A 21,663-nucleotide genomic window follows, 5' to 3' on the forward strand; every position below is an offset into this window, starting at 1 on the left:
GGTCGATAAAGGTCTTGGTAGTCAATGTTAAGTGCCCCACAGACGGCTTTCCGCCAAGGTGGCCAACTGTCGGAGAGTTGGCCCCTTGAGGAATTCCATCGCCGAGAAATTCAAGCCGATTTGCTCCTTAATGCCGAGACTAAGTTCCAGCACCATCAGAGAATCCACCCCCATCTCGTTGAGCTTGCGGGTCATTGGAATCGTATCCTTCGACATCCGAAGAGTTTTGGCGAGAACGTCTTGCAGGCGATCCTCGAGAACACGCATCCGTTGCTCGCGAGAAGCATCCGTCAATTCTTCAAGGATGCGGGCCATCACCTCGTTGCCAGCCGTTTGGGAACGCATCGTCTGATCGCGGAAAAGCGCATGGCCGGCGAGCTTGGGATTGGCATCACGCCATTTCTCCCAATCCATCAGAAAAACGCCGATCTGCTCTTTTCCCGCCCTCAGAACCGTTCCCAGCGCCTGCAGCGCCTCGCGGTTGCCCAGGCCGGTTATGCCGGAGGAAGCCAATACAGTGCCCAGTCTTTCATCCCGGGCCACCACGCCGGATTCCGCCAGTGCCCCCCAGTTGAGCGAGATTGCAGGTATGCCTCGCGCCCGGAGAACGGTCGCGAGCCCGTCCAGTGTGCGGTTTGCTCCCACATAGCTCGTCTGTCCGCGGTTTCCAATCACCGAGGAGATCGAAGAGTAGAAGACGAGGAAGTCGAGTGTCGTAGAACCTTTTACGGCCGCGGCGAGGTTCAACGCGCCGGCCACCTTGGGAAGGAAAACCTTGCGGAAACGCTCGGCCGTCATGTCTGCCATCATTGCGTCATCCAGCACCATTGCTCCGTGGATCACACCACGGAGAGCATAAGGGGCGGCATTAGCCTGGCAGACGAGTTCCGAGACCTGGGCGGCATCGGTGACATCGACCGATAGCACCTCCACCTCGGCTCCCGCCGCCTCAATGCGAGCCATCGCCTCCGACAGACCTCCAGCCTTTTTGCCAGATCGGCTCACGAGATAGATTTTGCCAGCCCCCTGCGAAGCGAGCCACTCAGCCGACACCACGCCAAAGCCCGAAGTTCCACCTGTGACGATGTAGCTTCCATCGCGATGGCAGACCGGCGCGGGCTGCTCCTTGACCAACACCTCGACCTCGCCCTGCGAAAAATCCACCAGCAGCTTGCCAATGTGCTGACTGCGCTCCATCTCCGCAAAGGCCGCCTTGATCTCCGCCGCGGGATAAACCCGCACCGGGCCGGGCTTGAAATCTCCCTGGGCGAAATGATCCACGACCGCGCGCAGCGTTTGTTGAACAAACGAAGGCCGTTCCCTGGCGAGACGATCCATGTCGACCGAAGCAAAGATGAGATTACGGTTGAAGGCGCGGAGCGGAAGGCTGTTGTCCTCGGCGATGTCCTTCTTGCCGATCTCAATATACCGTCCACCGGTGCGTAGCAGATTGAGGCTGACATGCATGGCCTGTCCGGTCTGGGCGCCGATGACGACATCCACACCCTCGTTGCCCGTATCCTCGCGGATGCGCTGGCCAAAATCGAGCGTACGGGAGGAGTAAACATGACTGATCCCGAGACCCCTGAGGTACTGCTGCTTTTCCTCCGAGCCCGACGTGGCGTAAATCTCCGCACCACGCCAGCGCGCGATCTCGATGGCGGCCATGCCGAGACCTCCCGAGGCGTGATGTATCAGCACCCTCTCGCCACGTTGGAGATTTGCGATGGTGACCAAACCATGGTAGGCAGCCAGATAAACGACCGGCACCGCCGCCATGTCCATTCCGAAGCCCTGAGGTATCCTGACCGCAAAGCCTTCGTCAATGGTCGCGATACTGCGAAAGCCTCGCGTCAACACGGCAATAATGCGGTCTCCGGCGGCAAAGGCGCTGCCTGGGCCGGCTCTCAACACCACTCCCGCACACTCCATCCCAAACTCCCCTTCGTTGTACGTCCCCTCGACCGCTCCGGGGTGAAGTCTGCCCTCGACCTTGAGGAGATCCTTGTAATTCAGCGCGCTCGCATGGATGCGCACCTCGATCTGCCCGGGACCCGGGTCCACCCGCTCCGATGGTTCATAGTACAGCGAGTCGATCTTTCCCTTGATTCCGACCTGAAGCTCGACCGGTTCATCAAGAGAGCGAGTCTCGACGTGGACCGCTGAGTTTCCTTCGTCGAGAGACTCCAGGATGTTCTCCAGTCGCTCTCCGGCACGATAGGCGATCTCGCCATTGCTGCCGGCGGCCAGTTCGTCAAGCACCGCCTGCGACCCGGCGGAGTCCAGGTCGATGGAACGGAAGCGTATCGCGTCGTATTCATTCTGGGCGACCATGCCGATGGCATTGAGGGAAAATGCCAGCCAGTTCGTGATGATCTCGCCATCATTCACCGCCTTCGCGCCGACTGTGACCGAGGTGATGTCGACCACCGGTTCAGGCATCATGGCTGCCGCCTGCAATAGAGCGACCAGACGCTCGGACAACTCCGACGCCGCCAGGATGTCCTCCATCACCTGCCCGCCGGACCCCCAGAGCAGGATGATCCGCCCCCGGTTGGCGAGAGCGGCCGCGCCAAGTATTGAGGAAAAATCTCCCCGGCTCGCTCCTCCCGCAAACTCCCGCACGATCAGTTCTGACCCCGGTAACGCCGCCGAGAGCTCGTTAGCCAATGCGAGATCGGAATCCCGGGGGTCGGCAAGTATGACGGCTCCGGAAACGGACTCCCTGCTCTCTCCCGAGAGCGGAGCCTGTTTCCAATGGAGCTGATAGTAGGGTGATTCCGCAGATTCACCGGCTTTCATGTCGATGGCTTGAAGCGACATATGCCGCCCATGAGCATGCACGACGCCCTGGGCATCCATCAGCCAGACGTGAGCCACCAGCCGAGACGAGGTTCGCGATGTCAGCTCGCCGTAGACAAACAGCTCTTTCGAGCCGGGACGGGAATGATACTCAAACTGCTCGATGGAAAATGGCACGTACAGCCCGGCCATCCCCGAACGGTACAGAATGGGCTGGATCGCCGCGTCAAAGAGCGTCGGATGGAGGAAATGCGTCTCGTCAGCCAGAGTATCCGAGGCATCGAGCCTCAACAGATAGCTATCCTCGCCGATCCAGATATCCCTCGTCGGGCGAAAGGTCGGGCCATAATGGAGTCCCCGGCGTGATAGATCGTCGTAAAAGGCCTCACGATCCACCGGCGTCGCGCATTTCGCCTGAAGCGCAGCGAGATCAAGCTTCCTGGCAACTGGTTGGGCCTGAGGCAGCAAACGCCCGCGACAGTGACGCAAGTTCCCAATCTCCTCTCCCTCCGTGCGGCTCGAAATGGAAAAACGCCCCTCCTCTGAGTCGTACTCTGTCACGAGATACTGGAGCTTGGAGTAATCCACCACCAAGACGCGCTCAAAGCTGACGTTTTCGAGTACGACGGCAACGCTGGAGTTCACCTGCTTGTTCAGGCTGATCGCCGCCTCGATGTATCCCATACCGGCAAAGACCGTCTGATCTTGCACGCCATGATCGAAGAGAAACGGGAAGTAGTTGCGATTGATCTCCACCTCCCAAGTGGGATTGAGTGCGATGAGCGAGCGGTTCAAATAAACCGGCCCCGGCAGACCGAGACGCTCCATTTTGGATCGCTCCGACTCCACCCACAACGTCTCACGCTGCCACGGATATTGCGGCCCCGGTAGAAATACGCCATGCGCCGGCGCGAGCGCCGCCCAGTCGGGATCGTATCCCGCACAGTACAACTCCCCTATCGTTGAAAGCAGGCGAGCCATCTCCGGCTCAGCCCGGCGCAACGAGACAAAACACCGCACCTTTTGCTCCAGATGCGCAGCGCATTCCTTGATCGAGTTGCCGAGCACCGGATGCGGCCCCACCTCGAGGAATGAGGCAAAACCGTCCTCGATCAGTGCCTGGATCGCTGCGGCAAACCGCACCGGCTGGCGGACGTTGTGCCACCAGCACTCAGCCGACCATTCCTCGGCGGGAATGATCCTTCCATAACCGGTCGAGTACAGGGGAATACGCGCCGGTTTTGGCGCCAACCCGGACAGCGCGGTGAGCAGGGGCTCGCGCAGCGGCTCCATCTGCGGACTGTGATAGGCGACCTCGACGCGCAGGAACTTGTTGAAGATTCCGCGCTCCTCCAGACCGGCGGCAATGGCTTTGAGCTGTTCGGTGTCGCCCGACAAGGTGACTGCGTTGAAACTATTAACAGCCGCAATGGACACCCCGGGAGCGTTCCCCAGCAACGCCAGAGCGTCTGCCTCGGGCAATCCCACCGCCAACATGGCCCCCTGCCCGGCAGCGCTTTGCTGGAGCTGGCTGCGATAGTAGCTCACGCGGACCGCTTCCTCGAGAGAGTAGACCCCGGCGACGTAGCTTGATGCCACCTCGCCTACGCTATGGCCAACGACTGCCGAAGGATGAATCCCATACGATGCCCACAAGCGAGTGAGCGCCACCTGCAGGGCGAAATTCGCGGGCTGAGCCAGTTCTGTCCTCGCCATGCGGGACGAAGCCTCATCCGCCATCATCGCTTCCTTGAGCGACCACCCGGCGAGGGGTTGGAAGATCGCGTCGATCTCATCAAGCGTCTGCTCCACGATGGGCTGGGTCTTGACGAGCTCCTGTCCCATTCCCCACCACTGAGGCCCCATTCCGGTATAGACAAAGACCAGCCCCGCCCCGGGCTCTGCTGATCCCGCTCCTGTCACGAGACCATCGTGAGCCTCTCCGGTCGATGCGGCAATGAACTGCGCCCGCAAGGTTTCAAGGCTGGAAGCCAGTGCCACTCCGCGAAAGTTCAAGTGGCTGCGACGATGCGCCGCGGTATGGGCAAAATCTTCCAGCGTTCCATATCCCGGCTGTCCCAGCAAAAAGGCAAACTTACCCGCGAGATCCCGCAAAGCCTTGTCACTTTGCGCAGAAAACGGGATGACCCTCACCGCGCTTCCGCCGTCGGCGGCGGGGACGGCTTTTCGATCTGGCGCCGACTCCAGCAGGACATGGGCATTCGTTCCTCCATAGCCAAAGGAATTGATCGCCGCATAAACCGTCGGCTTCTCGGCCGGAGCCGGCAGGGCCTTGGTCTCCTTGGCCACTTCGACGCAATACTCCGAAAAGGGGATGTTTGGATTGGGCTTCTTGAAGTGAAGATTCTTTGGCACCTGACGGTTTTTCAGGATGCCGATAGTCTTGAGCACTCCCGCCACCCCGGCGGCTGCCTCGAGGTGTCCGATATTGGATTTCACCGATCCGACAATAAGATTGCGGGATCTTCCCTCGGAGAAGCTGCGATGGAGCGCTCCGAGCTCTGCGGAATCGCCCGCCTGCGTGCCAGTGCCATGCGCCTCGACATAATCCACCTCCGCGACCGGCACCCCTGCTGTGCTGTAAACCTTTCGGATCAGTTCCTCCTGGGCAGCACTATTAGGAAGCGAGATGCCATCCGTATGACCGTCCTGGTTGACCCCGCTGGCCCGGACCACGGCGTGAATCTGGTCTCCGTCCGCGAGAGCATCCTCCAGCTTTTTCAAGAGCAGCACGCCCGCTCCTTCTCCACGCCCATAACCGGCCGCCGTTTCGTCAAAGGTATGGCACTCACCATGAGGCGAAAGGAAATGCCCCTTGCTCATGATGATCGGAAATTCCGGACGTGTCATCACGTTCACCCCTCCCGCGAGAGCCATGCGGCACTCTCCAAGGAGCAGACTCTGGCACGCATAGTGCAAGGCGACCAGCGAGGATGAGCAGGCTGTATCCATCGTCACACTCGGGCCGCGCAGATTGAAGGCATGCGACAGGCGGTTGGAGAGTACCGTCATCATCACCCCGCCCGCAGAGTGCGCATTGACCAGATGCCGGTTGGAGGGCTGCGCCTGCATGACCATGTGATCCAGGCAGAAGCCGCCGACAAAAACACCCGTGCTCGATCCCGACATCTTGTGCAGGGGATAACCCGCGTCTTCAAAAGCCTCCCAAGCCGACTCGAGCAGCAAGCGCTGCTGCGGATCGAGGGACTCCGCCTCACGCGGAGACATTCCAAAAGCAAGCGGATCGAACTGGCGGACGTCCTGATCCAGATAGGAAGCCTTCGCGGCGTAGCTCTTGCCCGGTCGGTTCTGATCCTCGTCGTAGTATTGCCGCCAGTCCCAGCGGTCTTTCTTCAGCGCCTTCGACGCGCTGCCGCCTCGCACCAGAAACTTCCAGAATGCGGCGAGGGATGTCGCGGAAGGAGGCATGCGACATCCTGCGCCAACGATCGCAATCCTCCGGTCACTTTGGGGTTCCAAACTCACCCGGGCACCTAACCAATTCCGGAACCTCTCTCCAAGTCCGAACAGAATCTCTCGACGTCATTCCCGGCATGGTCAAAAACATCAAACTTTTTCTCCACCCCGAAACTAAGCTTATTTTATTAGCTGTCGCCTATATCATTCCCCTCCAATCGACTCGCATTCTCTCCAAAGTCACGTCCATGTCGGGAACAACGAATCCCCCACCTCGAATCACACCCGTTGATTACTTTCTTATTAATCGTAAAAATCATTCCAGATTCCTAAATTACCTCCTCCGCCCGCCCCGCAGCCCCTCCCCAAGCGGAAATCCCTCCCTCAGCAGGGAGCAGTCACATCTCCTGCCACCGGCATTCTCCACCCTTCTGAGACTAAGCCATCCCCCATTCCCATCACATAGTTCCAGCCGTCGCATACACGAAAAAACCGCCCCCATGGCAGCGACATCCGCCCGGGATTCAAGCCATATCTGGAAGCTGACTGAGCCGTCTGGCTGAGAATTATTTCATTCGGATAAAGAATGCATTCCTCTTCGCAATCTCGCCTCGCGCCTCAGGAATCCGCCCAGGAAGTCCGTTTAATAAATAAACCACAAATCACTCATCGAAAGCAATTTACATCGCACCCAAAATTCCCAACTTGCGTACACGCACGTATTTTATCAGATATCACGGAATATCGCCAAAAAAGGAAATTTCGGGTTTTTTGTTGCCAAGGTTACACTTCGATGAATTGATGTAAGTCACGTCACTCTGAAAGCTTTAGTCATGTCCACTTCTCTCGATCTCCCGCGCATTTTGATGATCGATGATGAGCCCGACCTGCCTCAGATCGTTGAGAACCTCCTTGTGGATATTTGCACCGTGGAAGGATACCCCACCGGAGAGCTCGGCATCGAGGCGGCTGCGAGGAAAATTTTCCCTGTTGCGATAGTCGATCTTCAAATCAAAAGTCCCCAGGGATCGCAAGTCCTCCAGGGGATAGAGATCATGGAGTCCATCCGACGATCTTCGCCCTTCACACAGATCATCATCCTTACCGCCAACGCCTCCATGGAATCGGCCATCTCGGCGGTAAACCAAGGCGCGTTTCAGTACCTCGTGAAGCCTTTTCTCCGTGCTCCGCTGCGCAAGACCATCTCGGAAGCCCTGAAGGCGTATGAAGCCGCCTTGCTGGCCGATGAACGGCTTTCGCTGACCAACGGTCATTTCCAGTCCTTCGGCCTCACTCCTCGTCTGGCCGACATTGCCGAAGGCATCCTCGACGGGCAGACCAATGAGGAGATCGCAAAAAGGCTCAAGATCGCCGACCGCACCGTGGAAAAGCACGTGGAGCGCCTGCTCGCCCACTTTGGCATACACAGCCGTTTCCTGCTGGAGTCCAAACTGATCAAGATGCTCCGCCAATTGCGAAAAAGCGACTCCTGGTCGTTCACGCGAGGGGAATACCAGCGAAGCGAGCCAGACGGAGACGTCTAGCCGTCCGGTCGCGGATGCCGCAAAAATACCGACCGCGTCCACGAGAGATCTTCTCGCGATCCTTTCCCATTAACACGGCGCGATGAACGCCGTTTGCTAAGCTAATTTTCCCCGCTCCGCCACCCTAAGAAACCAGCGATACGAGGGGCGCCGGTTCGATGGCAGGAGCAAAGACTGTCCTGGTCGGGGGCTTGGTCCAGCCTGTCGATAGTTCGCTCCACATCTTCTCCTCCGCAAAAGCCCGTATGCTTTGCTGCTCGATGCCGCCGATGTGAAGCTCTCCGGGTTGCTCTGGAGTAGGGATGAGATACTCGCCCTCGATGGAGTGAATCTGGGCTATTTCGAAAGCCGTATTGGAAATCACCGTTTGTTGGCCGGCAATGTCGAGATCACACAAAAAAACCGGTTCATCTCGCAAGCGGGCCAGGACTGCGTCCAGAAGATACTTGCGCAGTGCGGAAGAATCACTGCACGAGGCAAAAATGCGCTCCCCCTTCGCATCCCGATGAACGATCTGCTTGCCAGCCCAGCGAACAGCACCCGCCGATCCGCGGATCTCCATCACCGGTCCCAACTCCCGGGCACAGCTATGCCCCACCCAAAAATAGACATCGGCGCCAGAGTCCGTTCCGATCCGAAAACACGCCGTGTCGCAACTCTCAATCTGCCGGGCGCGATACAACTCCGCCTCGAGTGAAACGGGAGAGCCCGCACGCAAAACCTTCTCTCCGGTAAAAAAGATCATGAGGTTCAGCCAATGCGCCAGCGCGTTGTTAAATGGCGCATCAAGGACCCATCGCCCTTTGACCCGAATGCGCCCCGCCCAATCATTGCGGCAGTAATACGCCCCGTCCCTCGGCCAGAGTCCCAGACATTTTACCGCCTGGAGCTCTCCCACGAGTCCTTCGCACAGAGCACGTTTCAGCAACATCGTTTCCGGCGCATACATATGCTGGTACGCCACCGCCACAAACCGTCCGCTCCGGGCCTCCGCGAGCTTCATTTGCTCAACCTCGGCGATGGTCGCCGCGGCCGGCTTCTCGAGCAGCACGTTCCACCCCACCTCGAGGGCCGCCAGTGTCATTGGCGCGTGGAGATGGATGCCCGTGGGGATGATGCAGAGGTCGACCCGCCCCCCCTCGGCCTCCAGCATGTCCTCATACCGGGAGTAAATCCGACATCCCGCCCGCCTGAGTCCCGCACATTTCAGGGGCTCTGCCTCTTGATTGATCACGGTGGCTGCGACCAGATCGAGCCCCCCTGCGGCGGCTCTTGTCACCAGGTCCTCGTAATAGACCCCGGCGAATCCAGATACGCCGACAAGAGCGATACGCGGTTTCATGGCTTAACCAGTTGAGCCGTTTCTGGCGACGTGTCCTTGAGTCCCGCAGCCACAAACCCGGCTATCTGCCGCGCCCCCTGCTCGGTGAAATGTGATCGGTCCGTGTCCGATACGGTAATACCCACGGAGCCTGACTCCCCGATTTTCTCGAAATACTCGCCGCTGACTGCATAGAGATCGATGAGGGGCACATTCATCTTTTCGGCCACCTTTCTCGTCGCGGCTGCATATGGCGCCAATTCCGTGGAGGGTTTGCCATCCGCGCCATACATCCGGCGATGCACCGGCGTCACCAGGACCGGTGTGATTCCGGCATGCCTGGCTTCGGTGATAAATCGCTCGAGGTTCGCGGTGAACTCCCCATCCGCCTTGGTGGACTCGGGTTTGTCCGGCGCGTGGGAGTCATTGTGCCCAAACTGGATAAGCATGTATTTCGCTCCGCTGCCCACGGCCTTTTGCCAGTTTCCCGTATCCGGGAATGTCTTGGTGCTGGCCCCACAGACGGCCAGGTTCATGACTCGGGAATCCTCCACAAGATATTCCGGCAATAGCTGCCCCCATCCCCGGGCAGGCTTTTCCTTCGCCCAATCTGCCACCGTGGAATCCCCCACCAATACCACCACGGTCTCCGCCTTTGCTCCCATTGGAACACTCGTCGAGAGCAGGAAGATCCCAGCGCATGCTCCAAGGCATCTGAAAAATGTCATGATATTTAAGTAACGACAAATACCGTTACTTATCAATCAGAAATAAAAAATCCCCCGCGTGGGAATAATTGAAAAATGACAGAACTAGACGGAAACTACCGATCCTTTGACAGATAACCGCCCAGGCACGCGAACCTCCACCGGAGTGCGGCGCGGCAGACCGGGCCAGGCGAGCAACAGGTCGGCCGCCATTTTTCCCATCAGGGTCCAGTCTGGGGAAAAGGATGTTAATCTCCGGGAAGCAGGAGCCGTATCATCAAAGGAAACCATGCTGCAATCCCGAGGCAGCTCCCAACCCTTGGATTCGAAGTAATCCATCGCCGCACCAGCCAGACTGTCACTCGCAAATGCAATCGCCGAACCCTTGGGAAGACTCTCCAGGACTGCGGGCCGGGGATCGGTTTCGAGATTCCATGTGGCAACTTCCACGGGCAGTCCATTCTTCCGCATGACCCACTCGTAACCTCTCTCTCGCTCCAGAAAGATCTGGGTTAGCGGCTCCTCCTCGCGGATGAACAGCACCCGGCGGTGCCCATGCTCCACAAGATGGTTCACCGCATCCCTCATGCCCCCAAAGTTATCTGCCGTAATACGCGGAAGATCAATGCCTTCCGAGTAGCTGCTCACGGCTATCGCGGGGATGTCCCCGAGACTCCGCACGGTTTCCGCCGTGTAGCGCCCGAAAAGGAAAACCGCCTCCACGCTACGGTTACGCACAGCAGCCGGCACCTCCGACATCGAGGGCATCTCAATCGCCGTCTCGGTGTTGAGCGCCTTGCACTGCTGATGCAGACCGAAAAAAATGAGCCGCCTCACTCCGGAAGCCAGCGGATCAACCTGGGAGGCTCCATAGAATACAACCGCCGCCCGCCGCAGTGTGGACGACGGCTTTGGCGTGCGAAGACGGGTGTAGCCGAGTTCGCGAGCCTTTTCCAGGATGCGCTCCTTCGTAGCCTCCGCCAGATCGGGATGGTTCCGCAACGCCCGCGAAACCGTAATCACCGACACTCCCAACTCGTTGGCAATCTTTGCCTGATTGATCCGCATGCCCCGCAAGGTATCCACCCGGACCGATCAGGCCAACAAAATTAGCAATTGACAATTGTCGGTAATTTTTAATGTACTACCGATTATTCGATATGAAAATCACCCTCCTGAAGACAATCATTTTGGCCGTTTCTGTTTTCGGAATCGCCACCTCCCCCGCAGCAACCATCCTTTTTACCGATACACTCCCCACCTCGGACGTGATCCGGTCCAACACCGGCGCGAAAACCGGCGACATTCAGGTGCGAAACTATGGATCAACGCCCACCAGTAATAATCGGTGGGTCGGCGTTGGCTTTTCCACGATATCCGCAATCAGCCTGGATAAGGTGACGTTCTTTATCGCCTCCAATGGCACCCCCACCGCCACGGCACTGGGGGCGAGCATGACGATTTCCATTGTGTCCCTTGCCAGCTTGACCGCCTCCCCGTCGGCTCCCTTCACTCCGCTCTATTCCGAATCCGCAACGGTCCCGACCACCTACAACAACGAAAGCTACATAACCTTCGATCTTGCGAGTTCTTACTCACTTTCCGCCAACAGCTATTACGGAGTACTCGTCTCCTTCGATACCAACGCCAATAACAGGGCGATGAACTTTACCCAAGTGTCCAGCACCGGCGGAAAGTCGGGCATCGGCGACACCTTCTACACGGCAGATCAGGGCGCGACCTACACCAACAACACCGCCGCACTGAACTTCGTGGCTCAATCCGTCCCGGAACCATCGACCACGGCGCTACTCGCCATCGTCGGAGGAGCCGCCATCGCGAGCATCTATCGCTCCCGCAGGCGTTCTGCGAAAGCTTAAGGGAATACTGATACACTTTCAGGAGGATGGCAGGACCGGGAGAAACACCTGGTCCTGCTCTTTTCCTTTTCGGGGAAGTCCTTCCAGGCCGGTCCTGAAGATATAAATCCTCTTCCAGGAGATACTCTCCCCGGATTCCGCTCGGAACACCCCAAAGATCTCCGGAGCAAGGAATCCATCCTTCACAAAGATCGACAGGCGCGACACCGGCAACAGGGCGGTCACCGTCACCTCCCGCCGGCCATCCGAGCACCTCGCCCAGCCCAGCAATGGCCGATCCCTCTGCTCTGCGGTGAAATAAAGAGGCGCAGCAGGCGTTTTTTCAAACCGCATCCCTCCCTCGACGGCTCTGGCCGTCCTCAGCCACTGAATGCCAGGACGCAATGAAGTGGCAAACACCCATGGCAGGCCGCGCTCCATGCAGAGCCAGTTGTGATTGTACTGGTCGAAGCTTATGCGCTCGCGGCCGGTATTTTGAAATTCATAAGAAATCTCCACCCGGCCCCCCGAGGAATCGACCGAGATCTTCTTGCGATAGAGATATCGCCACCGCCCGGCGTCGAGGCGCTGCTCAAAGACCGCCTGCAAGGCCGATCTCTCAACCAGCTCCGTCGTCGCAGGCAGCAGCACCGGATACGGATCCCAGAATCGATATGGCGTCACGCGCATGCGCCGCAGCAGCCCGACACCGATCTTGAGAAAGCCTCCCTCAAAGCCCCCGTCATAGCCAGGAGGCGGCGACCAGCGGGAACTGAACTCATCGATCAACCCCTCCTCGCCCAGGAACTCCACCCCTCCGCTCTCCACCCGATCCACCCGGATCGGATCAAAGCGCGGGCCGTACTTTTCCCTCAGCCCTTCCGCATCCGCCGCCACATGAGCACGGAACGATCCGTCGCCCAGCCAGAAACCGCCATCGCTCCGCGCTTCCGCTGCAACCCCCAGGGGCAGCAGCCACAAAAGCGCGAGGCGAGGCCAGACTAGCACGGCCACCTCAGAGCGGAGGCAGGGATTTATCGGAGGGAACCAACTCCAGCAGCGTATCGTTCGCCGTGCGGAAATTGCTCGCTCCGCCATCCTTCGTGGAAAGCAGGAAGACTCGCGCAGCCGACGGTTGATCCGGCAGCGGAAGCTCCAGAGTGATGTAGAGATTGGGTCCATCCCAGGCCGCGCGCACCTTTGTGTTTTCGGCACTGAAGTCTGGATTCTTGAAAAGCACATACGGCGATTTACCCTGTGCGGTTTCCAGAGCAACCATCAGGTCCACACCTTGCACCCCTTCGTCCTGACGGCCGGTCGCCGTATCGTTATCGATGTCGAGGTAGAGACAGAAAGATGAGCGGTCAAGGACCGGTGGGTGGTCGAAACGTATCTCAAAAAGCAGCCTGTCCTTACCCACCACCTCGCCGCGAATCATACGGACCTGCGAGGCTTTTTCTGTGTTTGCCTCGGGCGTTTGAACTTTTGCCGTGCTTTCAAAGAGGATGTTCATCTCCTTGAAAGGAGCCGTCCCGCCCAGCGCCAGTTTTTCCGCCAATTCCTCCTTCGACTCCGCCAGAGCCGATGAAGCCGTCAGAGAAAAAAGCACACAACCAGCCAGAAAGGCCATCAGAGGGGAATTTTGATGCATAAAGAAAAGATAACGGTAATTATCATTATATTCAATGAAGTTTTTCGTCACCATTCTCTATATTTTATCTTTTTAGCGCCTCTCTGCATCACCTTTCTCACCCTCTGGTAGAGGGATAAAGCGAGGAATGGAGGCAAAATCTTTGACACACCTTTATTGTCGGTATATTTAACGGTAATTCCTTCCATGATTCTCTCCCGAGCGCCCTTGGTATTGTCTTTTCTTGTCGCCTGCGCCCTCATCGTCGACGCGCAGGACGACGCCTATCGCTTTCAGAACGAATGGGTGAAATACGAGTCGTCAGACAATCTCGGGCTGACCGCCGACAAGCTGGAAAAGACTGCTCCGTTTTCCTTTCCCCGCCCAAGACCTGCGGTCCCTTTCGGCATAGAGCCGTTTGCTGATCCGACGCCGGAAAAGGGGGCAGGCCTCACGGATCGCGTCCCAGTGACATTCACCGAGGAGTCAGGCGTCGGACGGGAGGCCAGTGTACGCTTTGGTTTTCCCCTGCCGAAGGGAGCCATCTTCGAGAAAGCCGGAGCGCGATTTTCGGATGCGAAGGGTTCTCCCCTGCCCGCTCAATTCACGGTGACCTCCCGCTGGCCCGACGGCAGCATTCGCTGGCTGCTTATCGAGAGCCGCATCAAAATCGAAGCCAACGAATCGGCAACCAGCTATGTCAGCTTCGCGGAAAAAGCCGATGGGAAATCCACGGATAACACGCTCACGCTGAGCCAGGATGACAAAACCCTCCAGATCTCGACCGGGGCGGTGACGGTCACTATCGACAAAACACACTTCAACTTGATCGCAAAGGCCTTCGGCTCGTCGGAAAAGGTGCCATCTGCCTGGAAGAGTGATGCAAGTGGCATCACTCTCACCGCGACTGACGGCACGGCTTATTCCACGGCAGCTCTCCCTCCCGAGTCGATCGCGGTTGAGGAGTCCGGCCCGGAGCGAATCACTATCCGGGTAGACGGGCGCTACGGAGATGGCTCCGGCAAGTCGTTCATGCGCTACACAACACGGCTGACATTTCGTCGAGCCTCCCCGGTGGTGGAGATCGCGCATACTCACATCAATGACGATCTCTCCCATGAGTTCACCGACATTGCTTCCCTTGACCTGAATCTCCAAGCCCCGGACACCATCACCCAGGTGCTCGCAAACCTACCGACTGCAGATGACAAAGGCGCCCGTCTTGTCTCAGGCCGGGAGTTGTCAGTCTTTCAATCCAGCGACAGCCATAGCTCCTGGACCATTGACGGCCAGACGAAACCCGGTGGACGCACCTCCGGCAGCTGGCTGGTCTCCGCCGGGGATGCCAGGGTAGGAGTGGCAATACTCGATTTCTGGGAACGCTGGCCGAAGGGATTCTCCGCAGGCGAAAATCGCGCCCGTATCGGACTGCTCCCCAAACTGCCCGGCCCGACCTTCGGCGACGACCTGCCGTATCACCTGAAGTTTCCCTTCGTCTCCGGCAACTACCGGTTCAAGTGGGGCATGTCGACAACCGAGCGGCTGGCCATCGACCTCTCCGGCAAGGTTCCCCGCAAGGCGCTGCTCGCGGAAATTCAGTCGCCGCTCGTCGCGATCATCCCGGCGGGCTGGTACGCCTCGACCCGCGCCCTGGGCGACATCCCGGCCCCGCAAGGCGCGCAGTTCGAGCTTTGGGATGAATTCGTCTCCCGCAGCTACGAGCAGCACATGGACCTGGCCCGCGCCCAGCGCGAGTACGGATTCTTCAACTACGGAGACTGGTTCGGCGAGCGAAAGCGCAACTGGGGCAACAATGAATACGACCTCGCACATTGTTTCTTCCAGCAGTTCGCAAGAACAGGCAATACCGATTATTTCCGCCTCGCCCTGCGTGCCGCGCGCCACCAGGCGGATGTCGACATCGTTCACGCCTATCCCGATCCCCGCTACGTCGGCGCAAATCATCAACACTCGATCGGTCATACCGGCGTGTGGGAAGGCCCCAACCGCCCGAAGCAGGCGACCTGGAGCCACGCTTACGACGAGCATACCGATGGCACGAACGGCCACACCTGGGCCGACGGCATGTCCGATGCATGGTGCCTGACGGGAGACCCTCGCGTGGCTGAGGCGACGCTGGAACTCGGCGAGCACCTCACCTGGGCCATCGCCCCGTCCTTCAAATCCCTCGGCACCCATGAGCGCTCGGCCGGCTGGTCGATCAAGGCCCTCATGGGCCTGTATCGACTCCGCCCCGATCCCGATTACCTCAAGGCCGCGGGCCAGATCGCGTCAGTCGCTGTAAAGTCGCAGACGCTCGATCTGGGCGGCGCGTGGGCGCACAAACTCCCCCCCGATCATGACCCACTCCAGCGCGTCGGCAACTGCCCGTTCCTCATCGGCATCCTCCTGACGGCTCTCGCTGAGTATCATGAACAATCCGGGGATGAGACGATCTGGAAATCCCTCGAAGCAAGCACAGGGTGGCTGCGAAAAGCCTGGGATGCCCCTCGCGCCTCGTGGCCTTACTCCGCCGACACCGAGGGCAAGCCGACCTCGCCCTTTTATCCCGCCCATCTCAATCCGCTCGTTGTGAACGCCATAGCCTACGTCGCGGAAAAGGCAGGCCATCGCGCCGACATGGACATGGTGCTGAAGTCGATGGTTCGTGACTTTGCCTTCATCGACCGCGAGGGCTTTGGAAAGGAACTCGCCGAGCAGATGAACTTCACCCCCGACACGCTTGGCCGGATGTCCCGCTTCTATGGGCGGAACGATCCCCAGGCCGCGCCACTCCTTCTGAGCAAGGCCGAGACCCGTCTCCGCGACGAGATCACCCTCGACTTTCCTTCCTCCGGAGATCTCTGGCAGCGAGGGCCGAGGGATCAGTCTGCAGCTCTCGCTCTCACGTCGGACGCAGCCCACCCCTCCGTCATCCGCAAGCCTTATGGGTCGGCCAGGACCGATGCGCAAAAGAGCCATCTCACCGTGACCAATGCGTCAGGGGTCACTATCCTTGAGCGGGAGTTCTCACCCGGCGAGAAGCTCGACATTCCCTTTGAGATCAGCGGCAAGGCTGGCGATGTCTTCCGCATCCGCATGCAGGATTCCATCACCGGGGCGTGGCGGATCGCCGGGGAAAACATCCGCACCGTGCTCGATGCCCGATCCAAGCTCCATCTTGCGGGCATCGGCCAGCGGCGTCTCTCCTTCTTTGTCCCGGCGGGAACAGCATCAATCGCTATCTCGGTGGCCGGAATCCACCAGGGCGAGTATGGCTGCGCTCTGATCTCGCCAGATGGCCGGGTGCGCGCCTTCCTGCGAGCGTCCAATGCCGGAGCCGATCCCATGATCGGAGGAGCGCTGCCACAATATTCGCCCGGGCCATTGAGTTACGCGCCGGATCAATCTCAAACCAACGCCATGTGGGAACTCGCCCTTTGGGCCGCAGGTGATATCATCTGCGACATTCAGGGCGTCCCCCCGTATCTGGCTCCCAACCCGGAAAACTGGTTCAACCCCGAAGTCTCCCCCGCCACCCCATGAACGCCTCCCGGTACACTCCATGGCGCAGCCCGGCTGCGTTTACCATGATCGAGCTGCTCATCACCGTCGCGATCATCGGCATCCTCTCCGCCCTCGTCTTTGGCGGGTACAAGCAGACCGTCGGGCTGGCAAATCGCACGAAATGCGTGGGAAACCTCAAGGCCATCGGCATCGCCATCGCGCAATATGCCAATGACAACCAGGGCCTCCTGCCCGGCCAGAGCGATAACAGCATCCGGTCGACTTATCGGATCAAGAATAATGACCTCGGGGCCTTCCTCGCTCCTTATTGGGATCTTCCTCCCGCTGATACGGTCACTCGCAACGCCCCGGCCCTCATGTGTCCGGCTTGGAAAACCACGATGCATATGCAGGAGGGCAAGTGCTACTGGAGTCCGTTCCGACTCAAAGGATTCTACAACGAGGCCAACCCGACGGGCTATTATTGCCCATTCGGCAAAGGCCAACCCGACGGCCTGCCACTCCGCATGCAGGTGATCCAGCAAATCCCGGGATTCAACTCGTCAAAACAATGGATGATCCAGGACTTTGATCAGATCAACGGCTCGACCATGAGTATCCCGGAACAGGCTCCCAAGCCTGTGCACGGCCATGTGCGCAACGTGCTTTTCTTCGACTACCACATTGAGTCCGTCCCGGCGTCAACCGTCCTGAATTGACGGACCTAGACGCCAACACGTATTGGTAAGAGTTCATTTCGGTCTCGCCCCGCGGGCCGTCACCAGAAACGCCCCGAATGAATTCTACCCCGATTAGCTCTCCCTTGCCAGGCACCCAGCCCGGCGTCTACACCGCCGGTTCCCTCGTCTACTCCAAAAAAAGCCTCATGGTTCTCTCCCTCTGGCTGCTCTGGGGAGACTTTGCCTTTTATTTCTTCGAAACCGTCTTCGGTCGCTTCCTCCCCCTTTTCCTGAAAGATCTTCAGGCTTCGAACACCATGATCGGAGTGATGACGGGGAGCTTTGCCGGACTCGTCAATGTCCTCTTCCTGCCCTCCATCAGCCGCTGGTGTGACAATCTGCGCACTCCTCTCGGCCGACGTATCCCCCTGTTGATCGTCGCCACACCGCTCACGGCCTCCATGGTCGTGGCCGTCGGCTTCGCTCCGGAGATGGCAAAATGGATCAGCTCCAATTTCTTTCATCTGCTTCCAGGCGGAACGAGTGAGAAGAACATCGTCATCTGGCTCATGTGCGTCTTTGTCGTCAGCTTTCACTTCCTCAACATGGTGCTGGTGAATGCCTACAACTGGCTCATCCGCGACGTAGTGCCCCTCCCGGTGATGTCCCGGTTTCTCGCATGGTTCACCATCATCGGTACATTGAGCAGCGCGGTCTTTCTGTTCTTTGTATTCCCTCACCTCTCAACCCATCGTCACGAGATCTTTATCGGCGTGGGCGTCGCATACACGATCCTCTTCCTCCTGATGTGCTGGAAGGTCAAGGAGGGCAACTATCCTCCCCCGCAACCCGCCTCGGAACGCACCGGATTTTTCAAGACCTTCATCGTCTATTTCCGCGAGTGCCTTCAGATCCCGCTCTATCGGTACTTCTTCCTGGCTTATCTGCTGGTCACAGCGTCTCTGAACTGCGCCGGAAACTTCATTACGCTTTTCGCCGGAAACACGCTGCATCTCGATATGAATGAGATGGGACATGTCTTCGGGTGGACTGCGGTGATTTCGCTCGTCTTCTCCTATCCGATCGGCTGGCTTTGCGACCGCTTCTCGCCCATCCATGTCGCCATCGCATCCATCTCGGCGATCATCGCTGGGGCGCTCCTTGCCTTTTTCTTCATCGGCAGCGCCACCGGCTTCCTGGTCTATTCCCTTGCCTTTTCTCTACCCACCATGGCCTGGGCACTGGCACAGCGAGCCACTTCCATGAAGCTGTTTCCCGCCGAGTATTTCGGACAGTTCTCCAGCGGCCTGAACGTCTTCGGCTGCGGAGCCTTGATCATTGGCAATATCCTTATCGGCATCTTGATGGATGCCTCCGGCAGCAACTACCGTGTCGCCTTTCTCTGGACGGTCGGCATCTCGGCCTCCGCGCTGATCCCGATGGTTCTCGTCCTCCGCGGCTGGCAACAGCATGGCGGCCACGATAACTACGTCCCGCCGCTCCCCTCCCGCTGATCCGCAGATATTTGACGCTGGGAGCGCGGCGTCGCTTCCAGCGAACAACACCCTTATTTCATGATCCTCGATTTCCTTACCCAATCTCCCCGCTACCACCATCTCGGCCCACTCTGGAAACTGGGCTTCGACTTTTTGCAGAACCTTCCGTCGGATGCACCCGATGAGCGCATCGAACTCGACGGCGAGCGCCTCGTCGCCATCGTGCAGTCCTACGAGACGCACGACCCGGCCACCCGGTTTTTTGAGGCTCATCGCCGTTACGTCGACATTCAATACATCATCTCCGGCCGCGAAACGCTGTATTTCACGCCAGTAGACACTCTCACGGTCGACGTGCCTTTTAGCGAAGCCAAGGACGTGACGAAGTATCACATCATCCCCGATGCGGAATCCGTGATCCTCTCTGCCGGGAAGTTCATGGTCCTCTGGCAGGACGAGGCCCACATGCCCAGCTGCCAGGTCGTACCAGGCCGGCCCGAGGCCGTGCGTAAGGTCGTCCTCAAGCTCGAGGCCTGACGCACAGCCGTTCCCTCAGGCGAATCACACGCTCTGGAGGCTCCGCTCCAGAGTGGGATAGTCCGTGTATCCCTTCTCCGTGCCACCGTAAAACGTCGAGCGATCATAGGGGTTCAACGGTGCTCCTTCGCGGAACCGCTCAACGAGGTCAGGATTCGCAATGAAGCTCCTTCCGTAGGCAACGAGGTCCGTATGCCCCTCCGCGATCGCTCTCTCCCCCGACTCTCGGGTATAGCCCCCGGCGGAGATCAATTTTGTACTCCCGGTTACCAGCGGGCGAAACCGCGAGCACCCAAGATCGTGCAGCGGGTCGATATCGATATTACCCGCGACGCGAGGCTCGACGATATGCAGATATGCCAGGTGAAAGGCGTTCAGTTTTCCGATGAGATGCGCGTAGGTGCCGTAGCGATCACTGTGCTCTACGGTTCCGTAGGTGTTGCTCGGTGATATCCGTACGCCGACATACTCGCTGCCCCACACAGCAGTAACGGCGGCGACGACATCCAGGAAGAAACGTGCGCGATTTTCAACGGATCCTCCGTAAATGTCATCGCGCAGATTGATCCGGTCGCTCAGGAACTGCTCGAGCAGATAGCCATTCGCACCGTGAATTTCTACTCCATCGAAGCCCGCCTCCTTCGCCATAGCTGCTCCGCGGGCGAAATCCGCAACGATCTGCGATATCTCGTCGATCTGCAGAGCCCTAGGGAGAGACCAGGGTTTCGGACCTTCCTTTGTATGAGCTGAGCCTTCCGCCGCGATGGCCGACGGGGCCAGAGGTGCTGCTCCACCGGGCTGGAGGTCCGTATGAGAAAGACGGCCCACATGCCAGAGCTGAAGAAAGATGTGCCCGCTGGCATTATGCACCGCCCGAGTCACCCCCTTCCACCCTTCCACCTGTTCCGCAGTGTGGATACCGGGCGTTCCGTAGTAGCCGTGTCCCGTCACAGATACCGGCGTGCCTTCGCTGATGATGAGTCCCGCACTGGAGCGCTGTCGATAGTACTCCTCATTGAGTGCCCAAGGAATATTGCCCGGCATGTGCGCCCGCATTCGAGTGAGAGGTGCCATGACGATACGGTTCGGGAAAAGGCGGAAGCCGACTTCGACGGGATCAAGGAGTGGTGAGTGTGCGTTCATAGTGAGATTTGATTTCTCCCGCACAAGGATCACTCCGCATGCCAGGAGCAAACTAAACACGCAAACCATTGATCACAAGCAGTATGCATAAAAAATTTCAATCACCGACCTCGAACGAAATCTCGACCCGCTCAATATCTCGTCCCTCTCTCACCAATTCCGCACAGCTCTCAATTATTTAAATAAAGATAGTTTTATCTTTATTTGTTCAACAAGTTGCGATGAAGTGCTCCCATCATGAGCCACCATCATTCGTTCCCAACGGAATCTCACGAAACTCCCCTGCCTGAACGGACAGTGGGCTCGCTGGTGGCGGAACGACCGGGACGTTCGCGAATCTTTCAGGCGCTCGGCATCGACTTCTGCTGCAAGGGCGGGCAAACCTTGCGCGCGAGCTGCGAGCAGCGCGGTATCGCGCTCGATGGCGTGCTGGCTGATCTCGCCGCGGAATCCGCCGGGCGTCCCGCTCTGGAACGAAACCCCGCAGAACTCCCGCCCGCCGCACTCGCGGCCTACATCGTCGAGACGCATCACGATTATCTGCGCCGGGAACTTCCCCGCCTCCACGCCATGGCGGCACGGGTAGCGAAGGTGCATGGCGGGCACACGCCGTCCGTCGCGGAGGTGTTCGCGGTCTTTGAGCAGCTTTTCGTCGAACTCGACAGCCACCTGCGCAAGGAGGAAGAGATTCTTTTCCCTGCCATCAAGGCGGCCGACGCCAGTGGCGCGACGGAGTGGACTCTCGACGGTCCGGTCGCTCAGATGATCGAGGAGCATGATGACGCGGGCGAAGCCCTGGCCCGGCTGCGTCTGCTGACCAACGACTACACTCCGCCTGTCGAGGCCTGCAACACGTGGCGCGCGCTGTTCGCCGGCCTGGAGGAACTCGAGACCGATCTGCATCGTCACATTCATCTCGAGAATCACGTCCTCTTCCCCGCCGCCCTCGCAATGACCGCCCGGGCCTAGTCGATCAACCACCCCATACCCCAATAACCG

14 protein-coding genes are annotated in these 21,663 nt (G+C 58.8%); 7 read left to right on the forward strand and 7 right to left on the reverse strand.

Features of this window, described 5'->3' with window-relative positions:
• Positions 1–27 precede the first annotated feature (27 nt).
• The gene (locus tag TSACC_RS15000) at positions 28–6,309 is read right to left on the reverse strand and encodes a type I polyketide synthase (protein WP_269084881.1); all 6,282 of its coding nucleotides are present in this window, start codon (positions 6,307–6,309) and stop codon (positions 28–30) included.
• A 764-nt stretch (positions 6,310–7,073) separates the two neighbouring features.
• Between TSACC_RS15000 and TSACC_RS15005 the strand changes: the two genes are divergently transcribed.
• The gene (locus TSACC_RS15005) at positions 7,074–7,784 is read left to right on the forward strand and encodes a response regulator (protein WP_075080051.1); all 711 of its coding nucleotides are present in this window, start codon (positions 7,074–7,076) and stop codon (positions 7,782–7,784) included.
• Positions 7,785–7,908: 124 nt separating this feature from the next.
• Here TSACC_RS15005 and TSACC_RS15010 read toward each other — a convergent pair whose 3' ends face one another.
• From TSACC_RS15010 to TSACC_RS15020, 3 genes are all read right to left on the reverse strand, one after another.
• A complete protein-coding gene (locus tag TSACC_RS15010) occupies positions 7,909–9,126 on the reverse strand; it encodes a Gfo/Idh/MocA family protein (RefSeq protein WP_075080052.1) in 1,218 nt (405 codons plus the stop codon).
• The gene (locus TSACC_RS15015; RefSeq protein ID WP_075080053.1) at positions 9,123–9,833 is read right to left on the reverse strand and encodes a rhamnogalacturonan acetylesterase; all 711 of its coding nucleotides are present in this window, start codon (positions 9,831–9,833) and stop codon (positions 9,123–9,125) included. The genes TSACC_RS15010 and TSACC_RS15015 overlap by 4 nt, the downstream gene beginning before the upstream one ends.
• Before the next feature lie 84 nt (positions 9,834–9,917).
• Positions 9,918–10,880 (reverse strand): LacI family DNA-binding transcriptional regulator, encoded by a 963-nt coding sequence (locus TSACC_RS15020; RefSeq protein ID WP_075080054.1) that lies wholly within the window; start codon positions 10,878–10,880, stop codon positions 9,918–9,920.
• Positions 10,881–10,972: 92 nt separating this feature from the next.
• Here TSACC_RS15020 and TSACC_RS15025 point away from each other — a divergent pair, with 92 nt between their 5' ends.
• Complete coding sequence (locus TSACC_RS15025) at positions 10,973–11,692, forward strand: PEP-CTERM sorting domain-containing protein (RefSeq protein WP_169809662.1); 720 nt, start codon at positions 10,973–10,975, stop codon at positions 11,690–11,692.
• An 18-nt stretch (positions 11,693–11,710) separates the two neighbouring features.
• On the opposite strand, the gene TSACC_RS15030 is transcribed toward TSACC_RS15025, so the two are convergent.
• Together TSACC_RS15030 and TSACC_RS15035 are read right to left on the reverse strand one after the other, a co-directional pair.
• Positions 11,711–12,679, reverse strand: a complete 969-nt coding sequence (locus tag TSACC_RS15030) for a hypothetical protein (RefSeq protein WP_237763982.1) — start codon at positions 12,677–12,679, stop codon at positions 11,711–11,713.
• A gap of 7 nt (positions 12,680–12,686) precedes the next feature.
• Positions 12,687–13,301, reverse strand: coding sequence for a hypothetical protein (locus TSACC_RS15035; RefSeq protein ID WP_153811461.1), 615 nt, complete (start codon positions 13,299–13,301; stop codon positions 12,687–12,689).
• Positions 13,302–13,508: 207 nt separating this feature from the next.
• Between TSACC_RS15035 and TSACC_RS15040 the strand changes: the two genes are divergently transcribed.
• The 4 genes from TSACC_RS15040 to TSACC_RS15055 all read left to right on the forward strand — a co-directional run bounded on the left by TSACC_RS15040 (position 13,509) and on the right by TSACC_RS15055 (position 19,521).
• Positions 13,509–16,847 (forward strand): exo-rhamnogalacturonan lyase family protein, encoded by a 3,339-nt coding sequence (locus TSACC_RS15040; protein WP_075080058.1) that lies wholly within the window; start codon positions 13,509–13,511, stop codon positions 16,845–16,847.
• A complete protein-coding gene (locus tag TSACC_RS15045) occupies positions 16,844–17,527 on the forward strand; it encodes a type II secretion system protein (protein ID WP_075080059.1) in 684 nt (227 codons plus the stop codon). Before TSACC_RS15040 ends, TSACC_RS15045 begins: the two co-directional genes overlap by 4 nt.
• Before the next feature lie 77 nt (positions 17,528–17,604).
• Positions 17,605–19,002 carry an MFS transporter gene (locus TSACC_RS15050; RefSeq protein ID WP_084400510.1) on the forward strand — a complete coding sequence of 466 codons (1,398 nt, stop codon included), beginning with the start codon at positions 17,605–17,607 and terminating at the stop codon, positions 19,000–19,002.
• 60 nt (positions 19,003–19,062) lie between these two features.
• Positions 19,063–19,521, forward strand: coding sequence for a NanQ anomerase/TabA/YiaL family protein (locus tag TSACC_RS15055; RefSeq protein WP_075080061.1), 459 nt, complete (start codon positions 19,063–19,065; stop codon positions 19,519–19,521).
• A 24-nt stretch (positions 19,522–19,545) separates the two neighbouring features.
• Here the strand turns inward: TSACC_RS15055 and TSACC_RS15060 are convergent, their stop codons facing one another.
• On the reverse strand, positions 19,546–20,664 hold the full coding sequence (locus TSACC_RS15060) for an alkene reductase (protein ID WP_075080062.1): 1,119 nt from the start codon (positions 20,662–20,664) through the stop codon (positions 19,546–19,548).
• 237 nt (positions 20,665–20,901) lie between these two features.
• On the opposite strand from TSACC_RS15060, the gene ric reads away from it, so the two are divergent.
• Entirely contained in the window at positions 20,902–21,633 is a 732-nt protein-coding gene (gene ric / locus TSACC_RS15065; protein WP_075080063.1) for an iron-sulfur cluster repair di-iron protein, read from the forward strand.
• Positions 21,634–21,663: the final 30 nt, after the last annotated feature.

Source organism: Terrimicrobium sacchariphilum, assembly GCF_001613545.1.
Lineage (GTDB): Bacteria > Verrucomicrobiota > Verrucomicrobiia > Chthoniobacterales > Terrimicrobiaceae > Terrimicrobium > Terrimicrobium sacchariphilum.